Annotated in this window: 16 protein-coding genes; 10 read left to right on the forward strand and 6 right to left on the reverse strand. The window is 59.3% G+C overall.

Annotation, left to right across the window (positions count from 1 at the left end; all coding sequences use genetic code 11):
* Positions 1 to 24 precede the first annotated feature (24 nt).
* Positions 25 to 366: an antibiotic biosynthesis monooxygenase gene (locus FX982_RS23375; protein WP_172612786.1), complete on the reverse strand. Its 342-nt coding sequence runs from the start codon at positions 364 to 366 to the stop codon at positions 25 to 27.
* A 180-nt stretch (positions 367 to 546) separates the two neighbouring features.
* Between FX982_RS23375 and soxR the strand changes: the two genes are divergently transcribed.
* Entirely contained in the window at positions 547 to 1008 is a 462-nt protein-coding gene (gene soxR / locus FX982_RS23380) for a redox-sensitive transcriptional activator SoxR (RefSeq protein WP_172612787.1), read from the forward strand.
* On the opposite strand, the gene FX982_RS23385 is transcribed toward soxR, so the two are convergent.
* The 3 genes from FX982_RS23385 to rlmM all read right to left on the reverse strand — a co-directional run bounded on the left by FX982_RS23385 (position 999) and on the right by rlmM (position 4223).
* The gene (locus FX982_RS23385) at positions 999 to 1487 is read right to left on the reverse strand and encodes a hypothetical protein (protein ID WP_172612788.1); all 489 of its coding nucleotides are present in this window, start codon (positions 1485 to 1487) and stop codon (positions 999 to 1001) included. The genes soxR and FX982_RS23385 overlap by 10 nt on opposite strands.
* Positions 1488 to 1651: 164 nt before the next feature.
* Positions 1652 to 3079: an FAD/NAD(P)-binding protein gene (locus tag FX982_RS23390; RefSeq protein ID WP_172612789.1), complete on the reverse strand. Its 1428-nt coding sequence runs from the start codon at positions 3077 to 3079 to the stop codon at positions 1652 to 1654.
* 76 nt (positions 3080 to 3155) lie between these two features.
* The gene (gene rlmM / locus FX982_RS23395; RefSeq protein WP_172612790.1) at positions 3156 to 4223 is read right to left on the reverse strand and encodes a 23S rRNA (cytidine(2498)-2'-O)-methyltransferase RlmM; all 1068 of its coding nucleotides are present in this window, start codon (positions 4221 to 4223) and stop codon (positions 3156 to 3158) included.
* 235 nt (positions 4224 to 4458) lie between these two features.
* Between rlmM and acnA the strand changes: the two genes are divergently transcribed.
* The 5 genes from acnA to FX982_RS23420 all read left to right on the forward strand — a co-directional run bounded on the left by acnA (position 4459) and on the right by FX982_RS23420 (position 12192).
* On the forward strand, positions 4459 to 7200 hold the full coding sequence (acnA, locus tag FX982_RS23400; protein WP_172612791.1) for an aconitate hydratase AcnA: 2742 nt from the start codon (positions 4459 to 4461) through the stop codon (positions 7198 to 7200).
* Between the two features lie 507 nt (positions 7201 to 7707).
* Positions 7708 to 8499: a CPBP family intramembrane glutamic endopeptidase gene (locus tag FX982_RS23405; RefSeq protein WP_172612792.1), complete on the forward strand. Its 792-nt coding sequence runs from the start codon at positions 7708 to 7710 to the stop codon at positions 8497 to 8499.
* A 100-nt stretch (positions 8500 to 8599) separates the two neighbouring features.
* Positions 8600 to 10165, forward strand: coding sequence for a methyl-accepting chemotaxis protein (locus tag FX982_RS23410; RefSeq protein ID WP_172612793.1), 1566 nt, complete (start codon positions 8600 to 8602; stop codon positions 10163 to 10165).
* 285 nt (positions 10166 to 10450) lie between these two features.
* Positions 10451 to 11104, forward strand: a complete 654-nt coding sequence (locus FX982_RS23415) for a hypothetical protein (RefSeq protein ID WP_172612794.1) — start codon at positions 10451 to 10453, stop codon at positions 11102 to 11104.
* Between the two features lie 422 nt (positions 11105 to 11526).
* Positions 11527 to 12192 carry a hypothetical protein gene (locus FX982_RS23420; protein WP_172612795.1) on the forward strand — a complete coding sequence of 222 codons (666 nt, stop codon included), beginning with the start codon at positions 11527 to 11529 and terminating at the stop codon, positions 12190 to 12192.
* Between the two features lie 74 nt (positions 12193 to 12266).
* Here FX982_RS23420 and FX982_RS23425 read toward each other — a convergent pair whose 3' ends face one another.
* On the reverse strand, positions 12267 to 13586 hold the full coding sequence (locus FX982_RS23425) for an autotransporter outer membrane beta-barrel domain-containing protein (protein WP_254074950.1): 1320 nt from the start codon (positions 13584 to 13586) through the stop codon (positions 12267 to 12269).
* On the opposite strand from FX982_RS23425, the gene FX982_RS24610 reads away from it, so the two are divergent.
* The 4 genes from FX982_RS24610 (at position 13473) to FX982_RS23440 (ending at position 19338) form a co-directional block, all read left to right on the forward strand.
* A complete protein-coding gene (locus FX982_RS24610; RefSeq protein ID WP_254074959.1) occupies positions 13473 to 14048 on the forward strand; it encodes a hypothetical protein in 576 nt (191 codons plus the stop codon). The two genes, FX982_RS23425 and FX982_RS24610, sit on opposite strands and share 114 nt — an antisense overlap.
* Positions 14049 to 14857: 809 nt before the next feature.
* The gene (locus tag FX982_RS23430; RefSeq protein ID WP_216843203.1) at positions 14858 to 16723 is read left to right on the forward strand and encodes a hypothetical protein; all 1866 of its coding nucleotides are present in this window, start codon (positions 14858 to 14860) and stop codon (positions 16721 to 16723) included.
* Positions 16724 to 16783: 60 nt separating this feature from the next.
* Positions 16784 to 18685, forward strand: a complete 1902-nt coding sequence (locus FX982_RS23435; protein ID WP_254074860.1) for a hypothetical protein — start codon at positions 16784 to 16786, stop codon at positions 18683 to 18685.
* Positions 18686 to 18840: 155 nt separating this feature from the next.
* Positions 18841 to 19338: a hypothetical protein gene (locus FX982_RS23440; RefSeq protein ID WP_172612796.1), complete on the forward strand. Its 498-nt coding sequence runs from the start codon at positions 18841 to 18843 to the stop codon at positions 19336 to 19338.
* Here the strand turns inward: FX982_RS23440 and FX982_RS23445 are convergent.
* Complete coding sequence (locus FX982_RS23445) at positions 19313 to 20002, reverse strand: alpha/beta family hydrolase (RefSeq protein WP_172612797.1); 690 nt, start codon at positions 20000 to 20002, stop codon at positions 19313 to 19315. The genes FX982_RS23440 and FX982_RS23445 overlap by 26 nt on opposite strands.
* Positions 20003 to 20503: the final 501 nt, after the last annotated feature.

The raw sequence follows: 20503 nt of genomic DNA on the forward strand, positions 1-20503 counted from the left end.
GCGATGCAACCTGTAGGACTGCGCTCACCCCTGACGCGGTCCTACGATTTCCCCCGCCACTTCGTACGCGTTGAAGATCATCGACGTGGCCCGGTGTCGACGAATCAACTCCCACATGTCCCCTTCGCCCTGCTCGGCGTTTTCGAACGCACGCTCGCAGTCGGTCTTCGACAGCCATTGCACATGGCTCAACACCCGCTGACGGTCTTCACTGACCTGCACGCTGGCGCGGACAAAGCCTGGGTAGGTGCGCGTAAACTGCTCGAAACGCTCGTTGAGCGCACCGACCAGCCCGGCCTGATGCTGCGGGTCGACGGCGAACTCAACGAACTGACTGAACGGAAGAGTAGCGGCTGCTGGTGTCATAAACGTTCTCCACAGATGACGGTTGTTGCTGAACAGGATGCTGCGCAAACCGGTATGGCCCCATACGTTTCTTGCGCCGGTGCCCCCACTTGCCAAGCCGGTCCGGCCAAGCGATGCTGCGCAGGATAAAACCTCCAGTTAACTGTAGGTCAAGCGTCGTTCCGCAGACAGGGAGATTGCATGCTCGCCCAGGACATCCCGCCCATCGCCCGCGAACTCACCGTCGGCCAACTGTCCGCCCGCAGCGGCGTGGCTATTACCGCGCTGCGCTTTTACGAGGCCAAAGGTTTGATCAGCAGCCAGCGCAACGCCGGCAATCAGCGTCGCTATCCCAGAGATGTGCTGCGCCGCGTGGCGTTGATCAAAACCGCGCAGCGCCTGGGCATTCCGCTGGCGACCATCCAGACCGCGCTGCAGACCCTGCCTCAGGACCGCGCGCCCAGCGTTGCAGACTGGACCCGGTTATCCGAGCGCTGGAAAGCCGATTTGGATGAACGCATCAACCGCCTCACCGCCCTGCGCGACCAACTCAATGGCTGCATCGGTTGCGGCTGCCTGTCGATGGAGGCCTGCCCGCTGCGTAACTTCGGCGACAGCCTGAGCGAGCAAGGCGCCGGGCCGCGCCTGCTGGATCAGGATTGAAGGTTTTGCGGACTGACCAGGGTGCCAGCGAGGGTCTGGTCCGCCACTGACAGATGCATCTGCTGCATCGCTTGATTGAGCTGATTAGTGGCCTGAATGAGCGAGTTGGTCATCGCCATGATTTCCATCTGCAACTGACGCATCTTGCCCTCCCGGGCGCGGGGCGAGAGCGACCGGTCGCTCATGAATGCCTGCATGTCCTGCATGCGTTTGGCAATGCGCTCCTGAATCGAGCGGATCAGCTTGAGCTGCTCCTTGATCCGGTCAGGCAGGTGCGTGGCGTCGATGTCGGCGTTCTTGTCACCCTTCTTCGCCGCTTTCTGCGCGTCCGGTGAAAGCAGTACTTCGATGCCCTGACGCACCTGATCGGCGGCGCTGAGGCTCTGTTGCGGGTCGTCAGTGCCGAGGGGGGTCGGCGCAACGGTTTGCGGCAGCAGTAATGCCGCTTCTGCAGGGTTTCTGAAACTCAAGCTCAACATGACGACTGGCCTCCATAGCCTTGTCCGATCGCTGACGTCCCTGCCGCCTCGCGATGAAAAGCGGGCGGTCTTACCGGGTCGATAATGGGCTTTCGGCTCGTTCGGAGGGTGCTTTAGGAGGGGCTGCGGAAAGTGTGTCGCGGTCGACACAATTCCCTGCTCATTCAGCTTGGCACGTTGCTCACCGCCGCCAGTCGCGCCGCCAGCGCTTTGGCCTGCAACGCCACGTCGGTCACGGCGGTGCTTTCCCACCACAGGCCGCGCAAGGGCGGGCCCATGGCATAGAGCCGCGTCGAGACCCGCCCTTCAGCGTCCATCACCGCGCCACCCGCATCGGCGGCGATCCCCAGCGCCAGCGGCCCCGGCTGAATCAGGCCACGCGCCAACAGATTGCGCGGCAAGGCACGATCAACCCGGCGCCAGTCGTATTGAATGCCGGTCGAGTTGATCAGCGCTGCGCCGCTCTCTGTGGTGGCCTTGTCCTGGCCGCGATAGCGAACGCTGATGGAAATCTGACCAGCCTCGGCGCTTCCCACGCTGAGCAATGAAGCGGCGTGGATGTTCAAGCGCCCTTCGTCGATCAGCCTATCCAGCAAGTGCGCGCTGGGCGGCGGCGAGCGGTGGTGATGGCTTTCCCACCACGGCCGGACATGGCGTACGAATTGGCGCCGCTGCAGGTCAGACGCCTGACTCCACAGCCGTGGAATATGCACGCGCACCGTGTCGAGCGGCGCCTGCCAGTCGATGCCCTGCTCCGCCGCTCGGGCGCACTGCTCGCGCAAGGCCCTGACCAGTTGCCGGGTGCTGCGTATGTTCAGGTCGGCGGCGAGAAAATCCGGCCATGTCGGCGGCTGACGGCGCACGTGGGGCAGCAGACCGTGGCGGGAAAACACGTCGATGGGCCCGCGATGGCCTGCTTGCTCCAGAGACACCACGGCGTCGACCATGGTCAGGCCCGAGCCGATGATCAGCACGCGGCCCTGGGGGTCGAGTTGGCCCATGGCGTTTACGTCCCACGGATCGACGGCGGCGGCGTTGAGGGCGTTTGAATCGCGCTGAGGCGTGCGCGCGGCGGCGAACATGCCCGTTGCCAACACACCGAAGCGGCCGGTCAAATGCTCACCGCTCGCGAGGGTCAGGCGCAGGCCAGCCGCGTTAGTCTGCAGGTCGGTGACTTCGCCGCGCACGTGCTCGACGGTCGAACCGCACCGCTCGCCGATCAGCCGGGCCTCGGCCAGGCGCTGCTGGACGTACAGACCGAAAATCCCTCGGGGCGGAAACAGCTCGGCCACGGGCACTTGCTGTTGATCAGACTCCGGCCAGCCACCGGCGGCGATGTAGTCGGTCAGCCAGCGGGTGAGATCGTCGACGTCGTCCGGGTCGACGCTCATCCGCGCGGCGTTGCCGTTCAGCGTATGGCCCAGCTCGGTGGCGCTGTAGGCCTCGCCCCGGCCCAACTCGCTGCGTGACTCGACGATGACGATGCGCCGCTGACCCGGCAGGCGCAGCAGTTGCACCGCCAGCATCGTGCCGCTGAGGCCACCGCCGACGATGAGGATGTCGGCGTCAGGTCCCTTGTGTTCAGCGCTCATTGCATCTCCCCTTCTCTTCGCCCCGCAGGCGCGCACGGCTGATTATGGACAGCGTGGCGCCGGATTCAACCCGACGTCAGCCCTTGCGTTTCATGTCCAGCCGCCTTAGATGGCAGGTCACTTCTTCGCGGTCGTGGTACAGCTGCTTGCAACCGATAGCCACCTTGACGCCGCGCGCCTTGAAGCCGTCTTCGATACGCTCCAGCAAACGCCGCACTTCGGCGTAACGCTGCTTCATCGGCAACTTGAGATTGACCACGGCCTCGCGGCACAAGCCCTCGCCCAGCCAGGTTTCCAGCAGCGCGGCGTTGCGCGCGGGCTTCTCGACGATGTCGCAAACCATCCAGTCCACCGGCTGACGCGGCTTGAAGGTAAAGCCGTCCGCCATCAAGTGCTGCACCAGTCCGGTGTCCATCAGGCTTTCGGCCATCGGCCCGTTATCGATGGCGGTGACCAGCATGCCGCGCCGCACCAACTGATAGGTCCAGCCACCGGGTGCTGCACCGAGGTCGACGCCGGTCATGTCGCCCGACAGGCGCTCGTCCCACTGATCCCGGGGGATGAAATGGTGCCAGGCCTCTTCGAGCTTGAGGGTCGAGCGGCTCGGCGCTTCCCGGGGGAATTTCAGGCGCGGAATGCCCATGGGCCACATCGCCGAGTTGTCCGCGTCGGCCAGCCCGAGGAACACTTCGCGCCCGCTTTTGAACGTCAGCAACAAACGCGGCAGGCTCGGGTTGTCGATCAGTTTGCCGGCCTTCTCCAGCGCCTTGCGCAACGGCGCTTCGAACTTGCGGCAGAAGGTCGAGAGCTCCTTGCCGTCGTTGGTGTCGACCACTTCCAGCCAGAGGCTGCCACACGGGGCAAACCCGGCCATGTGCTCGAGGATCACGCTGATGCGGTCGGTTTCCGGCAGTTGGACAAACACGCCACGGGCCCACTGCCGGGGGAAAATCAGTTCGTGGAACTTCAGACTGTTCATCAGCCGCTCGGCGCCATCGGCCTCGGTGCAGATGAATTCGGCAAAGGCGGCGTCAGTCTTCGCCTTGGCGTAGCCGGACACCTCGAGGCGGGCGGCGTGCTCGCTGAGCTCCGAGCAGACCTCGCTTTCGAAACCGGGGCGGCAATGCATGAAAAGGGTGTTCACGGGACGGTCTCCTCGCGCGCCACGAATCGGGTCGCGGCGCAAGCTGTACATGAGGACTAACCTCAATGACTCGAAAGCGGCGCATGATAGCCGAATCAGGAACCACTGGCTCAGCCGGTGGGTCCAGTACTACTCAATGAACATTCAAAGGCGCCGCCCAGAGCGCCGAAGCAATACCCGTCTTACCGTCGATCGCCCGTCCGCGCGTACTGCACGGACCGTCAAGGAGTCAGTCATGCCCTCCCTCGATAGCCTGAAAAGCCTCAAAACCCTCGAAGTCAGCAACAAGACCTACCACTACTTCAGCCTCCCGGATGCCGCGCGCACGCTGGGCGATCTCGACAAACTGCCGATGTCGCTCAAGGTGCTGCTGGAAAACCTGCTGCGCTGGGAAGACAACCACACGGTGACCGGCGACGACCTCAAGGCCCTCGCCGACTGGCTGATCGAGCGCAAATCCCACCGCGAAATCCAGTACCGCCCCGCCCGCGTGCTGATGCAGGATTTCACCGGCGTGCCGGCGGTGGTTGACCTGGCCGCCATGCGCGCCGCTGTGGCCAAGGCCGGTGGCGATCCCCAGCGCATCAACCCGCTGTCGCCGGTGGATCTGGTCATCGATCACTCGGTCATGGTCGACCGCTTCGGCGACGACAAGGCCTTCGGCGAGAACGTCGACATCGAGATGCAGCGCAACGGCGAGCGTTACGCGTTTCTGCGCTGGGGCCAGAATGCGTTCGATAACTTCAGCGTGGTGCCGCCGGGCACCGGGATCTGCCACCAGGTCAACCTGGAATACCTCGGCCGCACTGTGTGGACCAAGGAAGAAGACGGCCGCACCTACGCCTTCCCGGATACGCTGGTCGGCACCGACTCCCACACCACCATGATCAACGGCCTCGGCGTACTGGGCTGGGGCGTCGGCGGCATCGAAGCGGAAGCGGCCATGCTCGGCCAACCGGTGTCGATGCTGATTCCGGAAGTCATCGGCTTCAAGCTCACCGGGAAACTGCGCGAAGGCATCACCGCCACCGACCTGGTGCTGACCGTGACGCAAATGCTGCGCAAGAAAGGCGTGGTCGGTAAGTTCGTCGAGTTTTATGGCGATGGCCTGGCGGACTTGCCGCTGGCGGACCGGGCCACCATTGCCAACATGGCCCCGGAATACGGCGCGACCTGCGGCTTCTTCCCGGTCGACGATGTCACGCTGGATTACCTGCGTCTGTCGGGGCGTCCGGACGAAACCGTGCAACTGGTCGAAGCCTATTGCAAGGCCCAGGGCCTGTGGCGCTTGCCCGGTCAGGAACCGGCGTTTACCGATGCGCTGGAGCTGGACATGGGTTCCGTCGTGGCCAGCCTCGCAGGGCCAAAACGTCCGCAAGACCGCGTTGCCCTCCCCGATGTGTCCCAGGCTTTCAGCGACTTCCTGGGGTTGGCGGTCAGCCCGAGCAAGCAGGAAGAAGGCCGACTGGAAAGCGAAGGCGGCGGCGGTGTTGCAGTGGGCAACGCCGCGCAAGTGGGCGAGGCTGAGTATGAATACAACGGCCAGACTTACCGCTTGAAAAACGGCGCGGTGGTCATTGCGGCCATCACGTCCTGCACCAACACCTCAAACCCCAGCGTGATGATGGCGGCCGGCCTGCTGGCGAAAAAGGCCGTGGAGAAGGGCCTGCAGCGCAAACCGTGGGTGAAGAGCTCGCTGGCGCCGGGCTCAAAGGTCGTGACCGATTACTACAACGCCGCCGGTCTCACGGAGTATCTCGATAAGTTGGGCTTCGACCTGGTGGGGTACGGCTGCACCACTTGTATTGGCAACTCGGGGCCGTTGCCTGATCCAATCGAGAAAGCCATTCAGCAGTCGGACCTGACTGTCGCGTCGGTGCTGTCGGGCAACCGCAATTTCGAGGGCCGCGTGCACCCGCTGGTGAAAACCAACTGGCTGGCCTCACCGCCGCTGGTGGTCGCTTACGCGTTGGCCGGCACCGTGCGCACCGACCTGAGCAGCGAGCCTCTGGGCGAAGGCAGCGATGGGCAGCCGGTGTACCTGCGTGACATCTGGCCGACCCAGCAGGAAATCGCTGACGCGGTCATGAACGTCAGCACAGGCATGTTTCACAAGGAATACGCCGAGGTTTTCGCCGGCGACGCGCAGTGGCAAGCCATTGAGGTGCCCGAGGCGGCGACTTACGTCTGGCAGCCGGACTCGACGTACATCCAGCACCCGCCGTTCTTCGAGGACGTGGCCGGGCCATTGCCGATCATCGCTGACGTGCAGCAGGCTCGCGTGCTGGCGGTGCTGGGCGACTCGGTGACCACTGACCACATCTCCCCCGCCGGCAACATCAAACTCGACAGCCCGGCCGGTCGTTATCTGCGCAGCAAGGGCGTGGAGTACAAGGACTTCAACTCGTACGGCTCGCGGCGCGGCAACCATGAAGTGATGATGCGCGGCACCTTCGCCAACATCCGCATCCGCAACGAAATGCTCGGCGGCGAAGAAGGCGGCTACACGCTGCACGTGCCCACCGACGAGAAGCTGCCGATCTATGATGCGGCGATGCGTTACCAGGACGAAGGCACGCCGCTGGTGGTCATTGCCGGTCAGGAATATGGCACGGGTTCCAGTCGCGACTGGGCGGCGAAGGGGACGAATCTGCTGGGGGTCAAAGCGGTGATCGCCGAGAGTTTCGAGCGCATTCACCGTTCCAACCTGGTCGGCATGGGCGTCCTGCCGCTGCAGTTCAGGGCGGGCGAAAGCCGTAAAACCCTCGGCCTGACCGGCAAGGAAGTGCTGAACATTACCGGACTTACCGGCGCGACGCTGCAACCGGGCATGAGCCTGGCGGTGCAGATCACCCGGGAGGACGGGCAGCAGGAAAACATCGACGTGCTGTGCCGGATCGATACCCTGAATGAAGTGGAATACTTCAAGGCGGGCGGGATCCTGCATTACGTGCTGCGGCAGCTGATTGCTTCCTGAGCCTCATCCCGGCTGAAGCCGGTCTCGCTGTCAGTGGGACTGGCTTTAGCCGGGAAAGCGTCAGATGCCACAACGCAATATTAATGATGCTCAAACCGGCCCCTTCCCGGCTGAAGCCGGTCTCGCTGTCAGTGGGACTGGCTTTAGCCGGGAAGACGTCAGATGCCACAACGCAATATTAATGGTGGTCAAACCGGCCACTTCCCGGCTGAAGCCGGTCCTACTGGCAGTCGTTCTTGCAATAGGACTGGCTTTAACCAGGCGAGCGGCCGGGCCCACTGACACACCGCGAGCTTTTAGTGGGACCGGCTTTAGCCGGGAAAGCGTCGTCTGACTCACCGCAAATTGCCAGCGTCTAACCCAAATCCCTCGTTATCAGAAACGCCCTACACAACCCCCGCCCTGCATCCCCGAAATAATCGGACCAACCCCCCGTTGATCCGACATACACCCGTGTTTAATCAACGTTAAAATCGCCAGCCTATTCCGACGCCCAAGGACGACTTCATGTCGGCGCAACGCTGGACTTCCCTCTTCCTGCTCTCTCTCGGCTACAGCCTGGCGCTGCTCTACGGCCAGCTCAGCCTTCCCGTGGTCATCACCTTCGGACTGCTGATCATGGCCGGCATCTGCGTCAGCCATTTCCAGCACCGCGCCGTCCGCCTGTTCGGTCATGCCTTGTTCATCGCCATTGCGGCGGGGCTGGCCAGTCACTGGCTGCCCGGCTTCCTCAGCGCCAGGGCGATTGCCGGTGTTCGCCTCAGCCCCGAGGCCGCGCCGTATTCGATGTACCTGAATCTCGACGAGCCCCTCATCGGCTTCTGGATCGCCATCGCCTGCCCGTGGGTGTTTATCGCGTTGAGCCCACGACGCTGGCTGGCCGTGACCAGCATCGCCTTGCCTGTCTCCGCCGCAGCGTGTTTATCAACAGCGATGGTGCTGGGCCTCGTCGGCTGGTCGCCCAAGTGGCCGGAGCAAACGGGCATTTGGGCGCTGAACAACCTCTTGCTGGTCGCGCTGACTGAGGAATTGCTTTTTCGGGGTTATCTGCAAGGGAGCCTGAAGAGATGGCTGCAGCACTTACCCTGCCACGACGCTCTGGCAATCGGAATGGCATCGGCACTGTTCGGCCTCGCGCACATCGGCGCGGGCTGGGAATGGGCGCTTCTGGCGGGCATCGCAGGCACAGGTTACGGAGTGGCTTATCGACTGGGCGGGCTGCCCGCTGCCGTGCTCACCCACTTCGGTCTGAACCTGCTGCATTTCAGCCTGTTTACCTATCCGATGTTCGACCGGTAAGGGTCTTCACGATATTGAGGATATGAAGCAGTTCACAAAAACTTAATTTTTGTCGCATCGAGCCGATAACCGATGACAGCCTTCCTGGATCGAATAGCTCATGCGAAATAACCAGCCCATCACTCAACGCGAACGGACCTTCCCGGCGCAGCAACGGTTGATCTCCACCACCGATGCGCGCGGCGTCATTACCTATTGCAACGACGCCTTCATTGAAATCAGCGGTTTTTCCAAGGATGAGCTGATCAAATCGCCCCACAACACCGTGCGCCATCCGGACGTGCCGTCGGCGGTCTTCGAACACATGTGGGCCACCCTCAAGCAGGGCTTGCCGTGGATGGGGATCGTCAAGAACCGCTGCAAGAACGGCGACCACTACTGGGTCAACGCCTACGTCACGCCGGTCTTCGAGAACAAGCAAGTCGTCGGGTTCGAGTCCGTGCGCATCAAGCCGACCGCGGAACAGGTGTCCCGCGCCGAAGCGCTGTACAAACGCCTGAACAGTGGCAAAAGCGCAGTGCCAAGCCGCGACAAATGGCTGCCGATGCTGCAGGACTGGCTGCCGTTCATCCTGGTCAGCCAGCTGAGCTTTCTGATTGGCGTCTGGTTGAACTCCCCCTGGGGCTTCGCGCTGGCGGCTGCCCTGTCGGTGCCGCTGGGCCTGCTGGGATTGAGCTGGCAACAACGCGGCCTCAAGCGTCTGCTGCGTCTGGCCGAGCAAACCACGTCCGACCCGTTGATCGCACAGATGTACACCGACAGTCGCGGCGCACAGGCACGACTGGAAATGTCGATTCTCAGCCAGGAAGCCCGTCTCAAGACCTGCCTGACCCGCCTGCAGGACACTGCCGAACACCTCAACGCTCAGGCGCGGCAGTCCGACAGCCTGGCGCAGGCCAGCTCTACCGGTCTGGAACGTCAGCGCGTCGAAACCGAACAGGTCGCCACCGCCGTCAACCAGATGGCCGCGACCACCCAGGAAGTGGCCAATCACGTGCAGCGCACCGCTGATGCCACGCAGCAGGCCAACGAACTGACCCGTCGCGGCCGCGAGATCGCCAGCGACACCCGCGAGGCCATCCAGCGTCTTTCGGCTTCGGTGGGCGAAACCGGCCTGACCGTGACCCAGCTGGCGAAAGACAGCGACGAAATCGGTGGCGTTGTCGACGTCATCAAAGGCATCGCCGACCAGACCAACCTGTTGGCCCTCAACGCCGCCATCGAAGCCGCCCGCGCGGGCGAAATGGGTCGCGGCTTTGCTGTCGTCGCCGATGAAGTCCGCCAACTGGCGCAACGCACCACCGAGTCGACCGGCCAGATCCACGCCCTCATTGCCAAGCTGCAACAGACGGCCACCAACGCGGTTCAGACCATGAACACAGGCCGGCGCCAGGCCGAAGAAGGCGTCGAGCAGGTCATGGAAGCCGACAGGGCGTTGGTAGGCATCAGCGACGCAGTGGCCAACATCACCGACATGACCACGCAGATCGCTGCCGCCACCGAAGAGCAAAGCTCGGTGGCAGAAGAGGTCAGCCGCAACATCAGCACCATCGCGCACCTGGCCGACCAGACCTCCGACGAAGCCCGTCGCTCTGCCACGCTCAGTGCGGAACTCACCCAGACAGCCAACACGCAATACTCCTTGGTAGAGCGCTTTAACCGCTGAGTGATTGATGGGTTAAGCGAAGGCCCCGACAGATCGTCTGCCGGGGCCTTTTTGTTTGTATGGGGGATTAAGTAGGACATTTCTGAAAATCGTTTGAGAGAGCGGTTTTTGGTTTGGAGCGGGGGTTAGGCTGTTGACAGAATTTGTAAAACTCTATTAGTTGATTATTGAAAGACGATAAATAATTACCACCATGGGTGGAGTATTTGTTGATCTGGATAATTAATTTAAATGCGCGCTCTTTCTGCGGATGGACGTGGAGGGGTGTGCTTGATGGAGAAACTTATGAAAACTGAAGCCCTTGGCTCCCCGTCCGTCCCCACAGCTGAGCAGGACGGCTTAGTACCTACCAGCGAACTCGAAAATGATCTAATGATCACTTTTGACGTGCCGGACTTCGTGAAAACCGGCGACTCGTACCAGCTGTTGCTTAACAATAGAGAAGTTGGCCCCAGCCAACGCTTTCCGATACCTGATCCGGAAACTAGCGCCAAGGTGACTGCTCACATTCCAAAGAACGAATTTGTCGGTGATGGCATGTACGAAATTGCCTACCGATACATTACTTACCCTGGCGGAAACATCGCGGATTCCAAACCTGCGTTGATTCACGTCGACCGCACCAAACCCGGCGCTACCCTCCTCGCTCCCCTCATCTTCCCCACCGCCACCTTCGGCGATCAACTCGTCGGCCTGCTCCCTGGCTACTCCGGCATGGAACCGGGCGATATCATCCAGACATTACTCAACGGCGTCGCAGGCCCGGCCCATCAGGTCCAGGCGGATGAGCTCACCCTCCGACCCATCGAAATCCCGTTCAGCCGTGAACACCTGCAAGCCCATGCAGCCGAAACCGTGTCCATCGAGTACGTCGTCACCGACCGGGCGGGCAATGTGTCCATCACCAGCCTGCCGGCCATGGTTTCACTTAAATTGTAACCAGCTTTCCCGCTATTCAACTGAATACCAAAAGTAACCCCCTCCACGCTTATGCGTGGAGGTTCTGTCAATAAATGAGCCAGTAGAAAATAATTTAAATTATTTTTTGGCATCTCGATTCCAAAGAACCTACATCACCGTAGGAAGCGTCTGATGGACTATAAAAATTTTATAGACTACGCGCGATACATAATTATTAAAATCGCTCGCAAACGCCGTAAAAAAGGCCCGATTCACACATCAAAGATATATTCAACCGCGAATTTTTTTCGAAGAAGCCATGCAATCCCATGCACTTCGCTTGTTTGACAGTCCTATTTTTCGAATCGATCATAGGCATGTGCAGCGCCGCAGTCCTACAAGCAAGCGCACAACACCCAATCCTGTAATTCTCGCACTAGCGATCTGATCAAGGAGTTCCAATGGAAGATGAAACGGATATCCAGCCATCCCCCCACTCACAACCGACCGAGTCAGATAACAATAAAAAGTTAACGGTGCCAAACTCCAAAAACACCCGCAGGACCAAACGCAAATCACCTGACAAGAGTTCAATCCCGCTCTACGAAGAACTGCAGGCAGTGCCGCCCGTGGGCAAAAGTGCGGCTGAACAGGCCATGGTCTACGCCGGCCAACTGCAGAACGCCCCGGGATTTCCTTGGCATCACGAGATGAAGCACCCGCCTCCGGCGCCGGTATTCGAAGCGCCTTTCATCACCGGTGCCGACCCCGAAGGCCCCACCGACGCACAACTGCACGTGGGCATCTACATCAATATCCCGCGCTCGCCGAAGCTGTGGTTCGGGGATCACCTGAAGCTGCGCTGGGGCCACAACACCTTCTACACCACCATCGGCAAAGTAGAAGGCCGCAAAGGCCCTCGCCTGGTTCAGTACCTCAACAATGAAACACTGGCGGACTACGAAAGCGGATGCGTCGAGGTGCGCTACGAAGTGGTGCGGCGCGCCAAGCTCGTCGGCATCTCGGAAACCCTGACCGTCAACCTGCCCCGGCTGAGGAAGCGGCGCGGCAAGGGCTCGTCCCCTGGCCGACCACCGCGACGGCGCCGGATGCAGCCGAAGCCGTAAGCCCACGTAAAAAAGCCCCGACTGCATTGCTGCAGCCGGGGCCTCGGAACCGCCATCTAATCTACTAATGCGAATCAGAACGCCAGACGCACACCTACGTTCGCACCCCAAGGCTGCTCAACATGCTCACCCTTCATGTAATCGAAATCAGCGTGCACCTGGAGTCGCTCGGACAGCGATACCGAAACACCTGCGCCCAATTCCGCGCGGGAGCCGAACAGGTCGTTGTCAAAACGCTGACCGTTCACGCTGACGTCATTGCTGCGGGAGAACTCGTGGGCCAACGCCACCCGTGCGTACGGCTTAACCACGCCGCCGTCCTTCAGGGCGAAGCTGCGTCCCAAGGTGCTGCCGACCTTGCCCAGCACCGACTGGGTCTGGTTGGTCCTGGCCTGCATGCCGTTGTCCAGAGTGTAGCTGCTGCCATCGATCCAGACGCTGGACACCTGCGCGAACGGCTCGACGAAATACTCATCGCCCAGCTTTATGTGCTTGCCGACTTCCAGCGACCCGCCCAACGCCTTGCTGCTGTAATCACCCTTGGCCTTGGTGCCATCACTCATCGCCACCTTGGACTCGTTATGGAACTGGTTGAGTTTCAGCACGCCGTCCAGGTAATAACCGCCTTCCGACAACCACGTGCCATACGCGCCGACGTAGTAGCTGTCGACCTGACCCGAAGCGCCTCGGCCGATGTCCAGATCGGACTTGCTGTAACCGCCCATCAATCCGAGCAACAACTGGCCGTTGCCCACTGGCACGGGCGCATCCGCACCGAACGACAGACCCTGTTGCTTCTGGCTGTAATCAACGCCGGAATCCAGCGCCGCATTGAAGCGACTGCCGTACGTGCGCATCCAGCCGCCGCCCTGCTCCTGGCCGCGCACCTCCCCCATGCGACTGCGCAACGTCGTCAACTCGCTGTTCCACACCGTCGGTGCCGTGTTGAACAACGCCAGCGCACTTTGCGTGGACGGGCTGATCTCCTTGCCGGACCCGACGATGAACCAGTCCGTCCCCTGGCGCTCAAGCTCATAGGAATACACCCCAAGGTCCGCCCGACCACCCACCAGCCCGAACTCCGCATCCCCGCCTTCGGTGTGAACCACCCGAAGGGGGTCAAACTCGGCGGGAACGGCTTCGGTGCCGGTGTTTTGAATACGCAGTTGATGCCTGCCCGAGGCTTCCCCATTCACGCTGAGCAAATCACCGGTGCCGTCGTCGAGGTTGATACGCATGTCAAAAAGCCCACGGCCGGACAGCGTGCCGATGGAAAGTGTTTGACCACCTCCATCGGCAAAAGCGACGACGCCATCCTGAAGATCAAGCGTCCCAATTTGGCTATCGCCCAAGGCCAGCCAGCGTGCGGCAGAGGACAATGTGAGAGACGCCACGTTGGTCATCTTGCCCGTCAACTGAGCGCCATTTTGGAAGTTCACCTTGAAGCGACTAGTTTCGTCGGCAACGAGATCCCCTTCCAACTCGCTATTATCGACCAAGAGATTCACCGTGCTTCCGTCTTGAATATCCAGAAGATGGCCATTGCCCGCAAGCAACTGGGCATTATTCTCAATGATAATATCTGCCTCAGTAGCATATTTGTCTGGTCGATGTACGAGTATCGCGGCACCGCTGCCCCCCTCAACGAGGGAGTTATTAAGCCGAATAATGGTGCGCTTATCCTCCATAGTCGGTGGTACGAAGTCGTAGCCATCTATGACTTCAATACCATTTTTAGCGCCATAAATTTTACTCCCATCCTGAATATCGAGCTTACCGTTTGCAGCGAGAATTCCTGTGCTGGAGTCAGACGAACCGCGAACCTCTGTATCGGTGACTTTCAATGTGCCATATAAACCCAAGCCAATTCCGTAATGTTGGCCTACGACTGAACTTGAAAACAAACTTACATTGGACCCATATCCGATTCTATTACCTGATGCACCTATCGAAATCCCAAAACCATCTTCATTCCCGACTTTACTGTCAACCACCATCGCATCGCTATGAGTGAGATAAAGTCCCGCCGTAATCACACTGCTTTGGGCATTGATCCTTGAATCGTCGGAATCTACTGCCTGAGCTACAGCGCCGTCGATCATATTCAACAAGGCTCCGTCATAAAGATCATAAGAATCCGCTAGAACCGACGCGTCAATGGTTACTTCTTGACCAGTCACAACTTGCATTAGGAAATGCATACCATCTCTAGAGCCATGTTTGTAAACCAAACCAGGCATTTCAAAAGAAGTGTTTGATTCGCTAATCGAAGCATAGGTACTTGAAGCGTAGACGTAGCTCAATGCGTATATACCCAAGCCTGCGTTAAGGAGTTTTGTTGTAGACAACTGCATAGCTATTCCTCACATATTGAATAGCGCAGCATCCACATCTTCACTCATACACTCATCATCAACTCAACATTTCCGTCGTAGGAAATTTCGGAAATTAAAGTGGTCTCTGACTGACAACTCCAAAAAGCCGCCAAACACTAAAATATGCCGAGGCTCAAGATCAATCCCAAGTTTTTTCACATAGATTCCACTCCAAAAAAGTCCTTGACACCAAGCCATTTTGCCGATTACGTCTTTAACGTGGACTGACAAAAGCCAACACCAACGCCACACAGCAAACCCAATAAAATGCACTACCAAGGAAAAATAATATGAAAGATTCAATGCTTACCCCTACGATCATTCGTAATAGCCGGGTATCCGAACTTGACCCTTCCCTGCTCCCCCCTGATATCCAAGGAGCATTTCATGACACGGACAACTTTGGACTCGTACCTATCAGCATGTTGACCGCACCGATAACTGTGGACCTTGCTGTTTGGGATGGAGCACGTCCCGGGTATACCTATCAACTGGTTTTCGATACTAAAACCACAGGTTCTTTGAAAGTAATCAGCGATGATGCTGTTCCTGGTGAACCGCTGACCCTGGAAATTGAAACTCAGTTGCTTTCACGGGAAGGAGCGCACACCGTAGCGTACGAGGTTACCAACCCGGCAAACCAGGTGTCCAAAACATCACCATCATTCCCGCTGGTTATCGACAAAACTCCGCCCGGCGCACCTGAACTGGCATCGTTGCAGTTCCCTCCAGAGATTGATGGAGGATTAACCTCCGCTGAACTTGCGGCATTGGGCGAGGTTCTTCCCGCTCACGTGGCAGGGTATACAGGGATGGCAAAACACGATTTGATCAAGACTTATTGGGGGGACATTGCCGGCCCAGAGGTTGTTGTCAGTGAAAGTGACTTAGGGCTCGATGAGGTTACACTCGAATTCTCACGTGACTTCCTGGAGTCTGTAGGTGAAGAACCTCACATCGTCAAATATCAGGTATTTGATCGGGCGGGCAATCCGTCGATGCTTTCTAACCCTACAACCGTTGTATTGAAACTTCGGGACGCACCCACTGACTTTCCTGCACCTGTAATCGATAGCACTGTGGGCAGCTTGATTGATTACTCGGAAGCTCTAGCGGGGGTGCGCGTCGATATCCCTCACTTCCCGGAAGCGAGTGCTTTTGACAGTATTCGTCTGTACTGGGGTGAAACCCGTATGACATCGATCGAGATTCCGCCTGGTGACGAGTCGAACGCTATCGTTCTATCGCTTCGCGTCCCTTACGGAACTATTAATACTTTCCCGGAAGGGGTCGTCCAGATCCGCTACGAAGTCTGGCGAGCAGATCAGATTGTCGGCAGCTCATTAACCAGTACTATCAACGTATTTCTTACACGTCCCGTCACTGAGCCGCTCACTGCTATTGTGGTTCAAGGCACGAGCATATCTGGCCCCAGCAATGAAGATAACTTCATCGACGAGGAAGACTATGAGCTCAGTGCTCGCGGGATTATCGAATGGAACAACGACTTCCAAACGGGTGATGACATTGAGCTTTGCTGGGGTGAGCAAATCGTTTCTCAGTGGTATCAGATTAAATCTACCGACGTCAGCTCCAGTCGTGACCTGAACATCCCCATTGGGAATGAAATTATCAAAGCACAGGGGACAGGAGCAGAGATCCCTGTCAGTTTCAAAGTTTCACGTCCGGGCAATCCGAACATAGCCAACAGCCCACTGCAACTTGTAGTGGTCCGATCCAAGGAAGAACTTCCCGGGGGCACTGCTGGGCTTGAGGGCCCATCATTTAATCTAACCTCAACTGGTGTACTTGGGCCCAATGAAAATCCAAACGGTGCTGACGTAACTATTGCTCCCTATCTGAACATCGTACGTGATCAAATTGTGACCTTAACATTTAAGGGCTTTGACGATTCCAACAATCTTATCGACTCAGCAGGATATGTTGAGAGTCGCAAGATCGATGATGACGACGTCATCGATGGCTATGTGTTCACCGTACCGCACCGCAACGTGCGAACTATTTGCACGGGTTTTGCTGAAGCCAGCTTCAAAGTGGAACCGAGTGAAGGCAGCAATCAAAGTCCTGCCAACTCCAAAATCACACGTGTGATCGTGAACATGCTCGATCCCGCTGAAATCACCTGCACAATTTAACCAACAACCGCGGGCCGACTCGGCCCGCACTCCTTACTTAGCCATATCAAAGGAATCAAAATGGCCGCCTCAACCACGACTAACATACTACCAAGCCTCATGTTGCCGATCGTCCCTGGCGCACTCCCAGACGGGCTGTTACTGACTGATCAGCTGGACAGCCCTGTTCCAGTAAAGCTTCAGGTCTGGGATGGCGCCCGGCCAGGCTACACCTATCAGTTGCTGTGGGACGGTGAGCGCACCGGGCCCCTTAAGGCATTGGAAAATGAACCGCCTGGCGCTGAACTCACGCTTGAAATCCCTGTGTCGAATCTCACTGAAGGCAGTCACCGCATTGCCTACGAGATCATGAATCCGGTGAACATGCGACTGGATCAATCCGGCACAACCCCAATCAAAATCGACCGAACCGCCCCAGGCGCCCCTCAACTCGGTCCCATCATCTTCCCCGACGTCATCCAGAACGGCCTCACCTCCGCCGAGCTGGAAGGCCTCAACAACATCCTTCCCGGCAAGATCGCGGGCTACAGCGGCATGGCTGCAGGGGACGAAATCCGCACCTACTGGGGTTCGATGGAAGGTCCGATGACCGTCGTTGATGCCAACGATATGGGCTTGAACCGGGTGATGGTGGACTTCACGCGTCCGTTCATGGAACTGTCGGACTGCCAGACCTCTGCGGTCACCTACACCGTGACCGACCGCGCGGGCAACGTGTCGATGGTCTCTGATCCGGTAATGATCCAGCTTGACCTGGGCATGCGCCAACCTCTGCCGGCACCGGTGATCCGCGAAGCCGAGGGTCAGATTCTGGACCCGGCCGATGCGGTGAATGGCGCCACATTAGTGATTGGTGCCACGGCTGATCTGCGCGAAGGCGAAACGGTCATCGCTCAGTGGAACGGTCCGAAGGGTAACGATCGCCAGGAAAAGCTCATTTCCGCCGCCGAAGCCGGTCAGGCGTTGACTCTGGTGTTCCCTGGCAGCGTAGTCACGATAAACGACGGACAAAATGTCGAGGTGGTCTACACCGTGACGCGTACCAGCGGCATCGTGCAGGAATCGGCGAAACTGGCGCTGAAGATCATGAGCGCCGCGCTGGAACTGCCTGCGCCAACCGTCGACACAGTAGGCCCGGACGGCATTCTGCGTCCTTCACTGATTACCGGCTGGGACGCGATCGTGCGTGTCAGTTATCGCGGGATGGACCCTCGGGATATGGTGCGAGTGCGATGGGTCGGCGCGCGTACGTTCGAGACCATGATGATGAATGTCGGTGGTATGACTGAACTGGTTTTCGGCGTACCCAAGATGCTGATCGAGATGAGTATCGGCAGCACCGCGACGCTGACCTATATCGTGACGCGCAATGGCGTCGACATGGAGTCCGTGCCGCTTCAGCTATCGGTGCGCGAGGGCATTATGTTTGACACGTCTCCGGTGACTCTGGCCGGTAAGATCTACCTGCTGCCCGCTCATCCGGATTTGCTGCCGACATTCCCGAGCGGTACCACGGTCCATCGCATCGCCAGCGGCGGTCGCCCTCCTTACACCTACTCGACCAGCGATGCGAAGGTGGCCGTCGTGGCAGCGTCCGGCTGGACGTCGGTGCGCGGCAACGGCGTGGCAACCATCACGGTCACCGATTCAGCGGGCGAAAAGCAGAGTTACGACGTAACCGTCACCGGCGTCATCGAATGCCACGGCGTGGGCTCCGGCAACTACACCCAGATGTCCAACGCCGCCCAACGCATCGGCGGGCGCATCCCGAGTATCCATGAGCTGATCGAGATCTATAACGCCTACGGCAACCGCTGGCCGATGGGCAACGCCAACTATTGGTCGTCCACCGTCGCCAAGAACGTGTTCGGCGCGAAGTGGTATTACGTGAAAAACCTCAACACCGGAAAGGACTACAAACTGCTCCACATCAATTCCAGCTTGGGCGTTGCTATTCGCTAAATTCGCTGATTCGCGAATCAGCCACTCACGCGCGCCAGCAAGCTTGAGACACCCAAGCAGCACCCCCTTTCAAAGACGTCGTCGCCACCCGACGGCGTCTTACACGTGCGACGCCCACATCGCCCCAAAAATCCATTCACGGAAAGCTCAGAAAAATGCCCGCAAAACCTCCTCTTCAACGCCCGCAGGCACCGGCGGCGCGCGGCACGTTCAGCGCCACCGTCAACGGCCACCCTTTCATCACCCACCGCCTGAGTGCCATGGCGTGCCTGCGCCCGGGCCGGTCGGATCCGACCACGTGCCGAATCTGGAAGATCCTCGCCACTGGCACGGTTCGTCGGCACCGCACCATGATCGGCCTGTTCATCGACCAGACAGTGCCACCCGGCAGCTACAACCTGCTGCGCAACGAACAGATCACCGTGATCTATCACCTGACCCCCACGCGCATGGCGAAGATTTATCACTCCCGCGATTTGCAGCAAGGCAACCTCACGTTGGTGGCCTGCGATGCAGCAGCCGGCGCGCTGCATGGCAACTTCGAGTTTGCGGTCCCGACCAAGGACTTTCACGTGACCGACGGCCTGTTCGACCTGGTCTGTGACCTGAACGCCGAGGAACATCCCGCTATCCGATCAGCCGACGCGCCATAAGCCCGGCGATTTCCTGCATGCACGCCTCGACAGTGAGGCCCGATGATTTCAACGGTTTGAGGTCATGGTTGGCAGTCGGTACCCAATGCACGTCAATGGCTTTCGACAGCTTGTACCCTTCAACCGCCTCTCGATTGCCCAACGCATCACGTTCGCCCTGAACGATCAGCGTCGGCGTCCGCAGTTCCGCCAGGTGCGCGACCCGCGGCTTCTCGGGTTTAGCTGCCGCGTAGAACGGATAGCCCAGACAGAACAACCCATCGGCTTCTACGTCGTCAGCAATGACGCTGGCCATCCGTCCGCCCATGGATTTGCCCCCGATTGCCACCCGCCCACTCACACCGGCGCGCACCGCCGCGTGCACCCCATGCCAGCACTCCAGCAACTTCGGCTGAGGGTTCGGCGGTCGTCTGCGCCCGTCTACTCGGCGCTGGGCCATGTAGGGGAACTCAAAGCGCAGCACGCCGACACCTAAGGCCGCCAGGCGCGTGGCGATGTCGTTCATGAAGTCGCTGTCCATCGGGGCGCCCGCGCCGTGGGCGAGAATCAGCGTCGACGGCGCGTTCGCCGCCGGGCCGGTTGGCGCATCCCAGATCCAGCCGTGTTCTTGCGCCAGTTGCGCGCAGTGATCAGCCGTTCGCTTCGCTGCCTGTTGCTTGCTCATGCCGGTCTCTTCTTCAAAACTTCGCTCACCCCCCACTGAGGCGGGCACCACGGCCGGCATTATGCAGCAACCTCGACGCGCCATGACCCTGCCCGCCGATTGCCCTGCCCCGACAGCCAGGGTTCAGCTCCCGGGCGTTAGTCTGGCTGGGCACTTCGGCAAGAAGCACCGAACCCTGAGCGCCCCAACCTGCACACAACCGGGCGGTTTCATCGACGGAATATGCTTTTTGTCCGCGCCGGACGATCACCCGTGACGATCGCCGGCCTTTTTGCCAGCTCGGGCCAATTATTTTTGGGCAGTAATAAGTGCCAATGTCAGCGGCTTTTTGTATACAACTTTGCGGTCGAAATGCTCTCTCGATGCACAGGAACGGCAGGCAGAGAAGCGTTTCAGCTATCTCCGGAAATGGTTGATCGCCGCGTCCCGCCAGGGACGCGGCAACTTCACGTCGAGCGCGGCCAAGTGTCGCAGGCGCTGTTCCAAAGCCTTCCCTCCGCG

The organism is Pseudomonas graminis (genome assembly GCF_013201545.1).
Taxonomy (GTDB): domain Bacteria; phylum Pseudomonadota; class Gammaproteobacteria; order Pseudomonadales; family Pseudomonadaceae; genus Aquipseudomonas.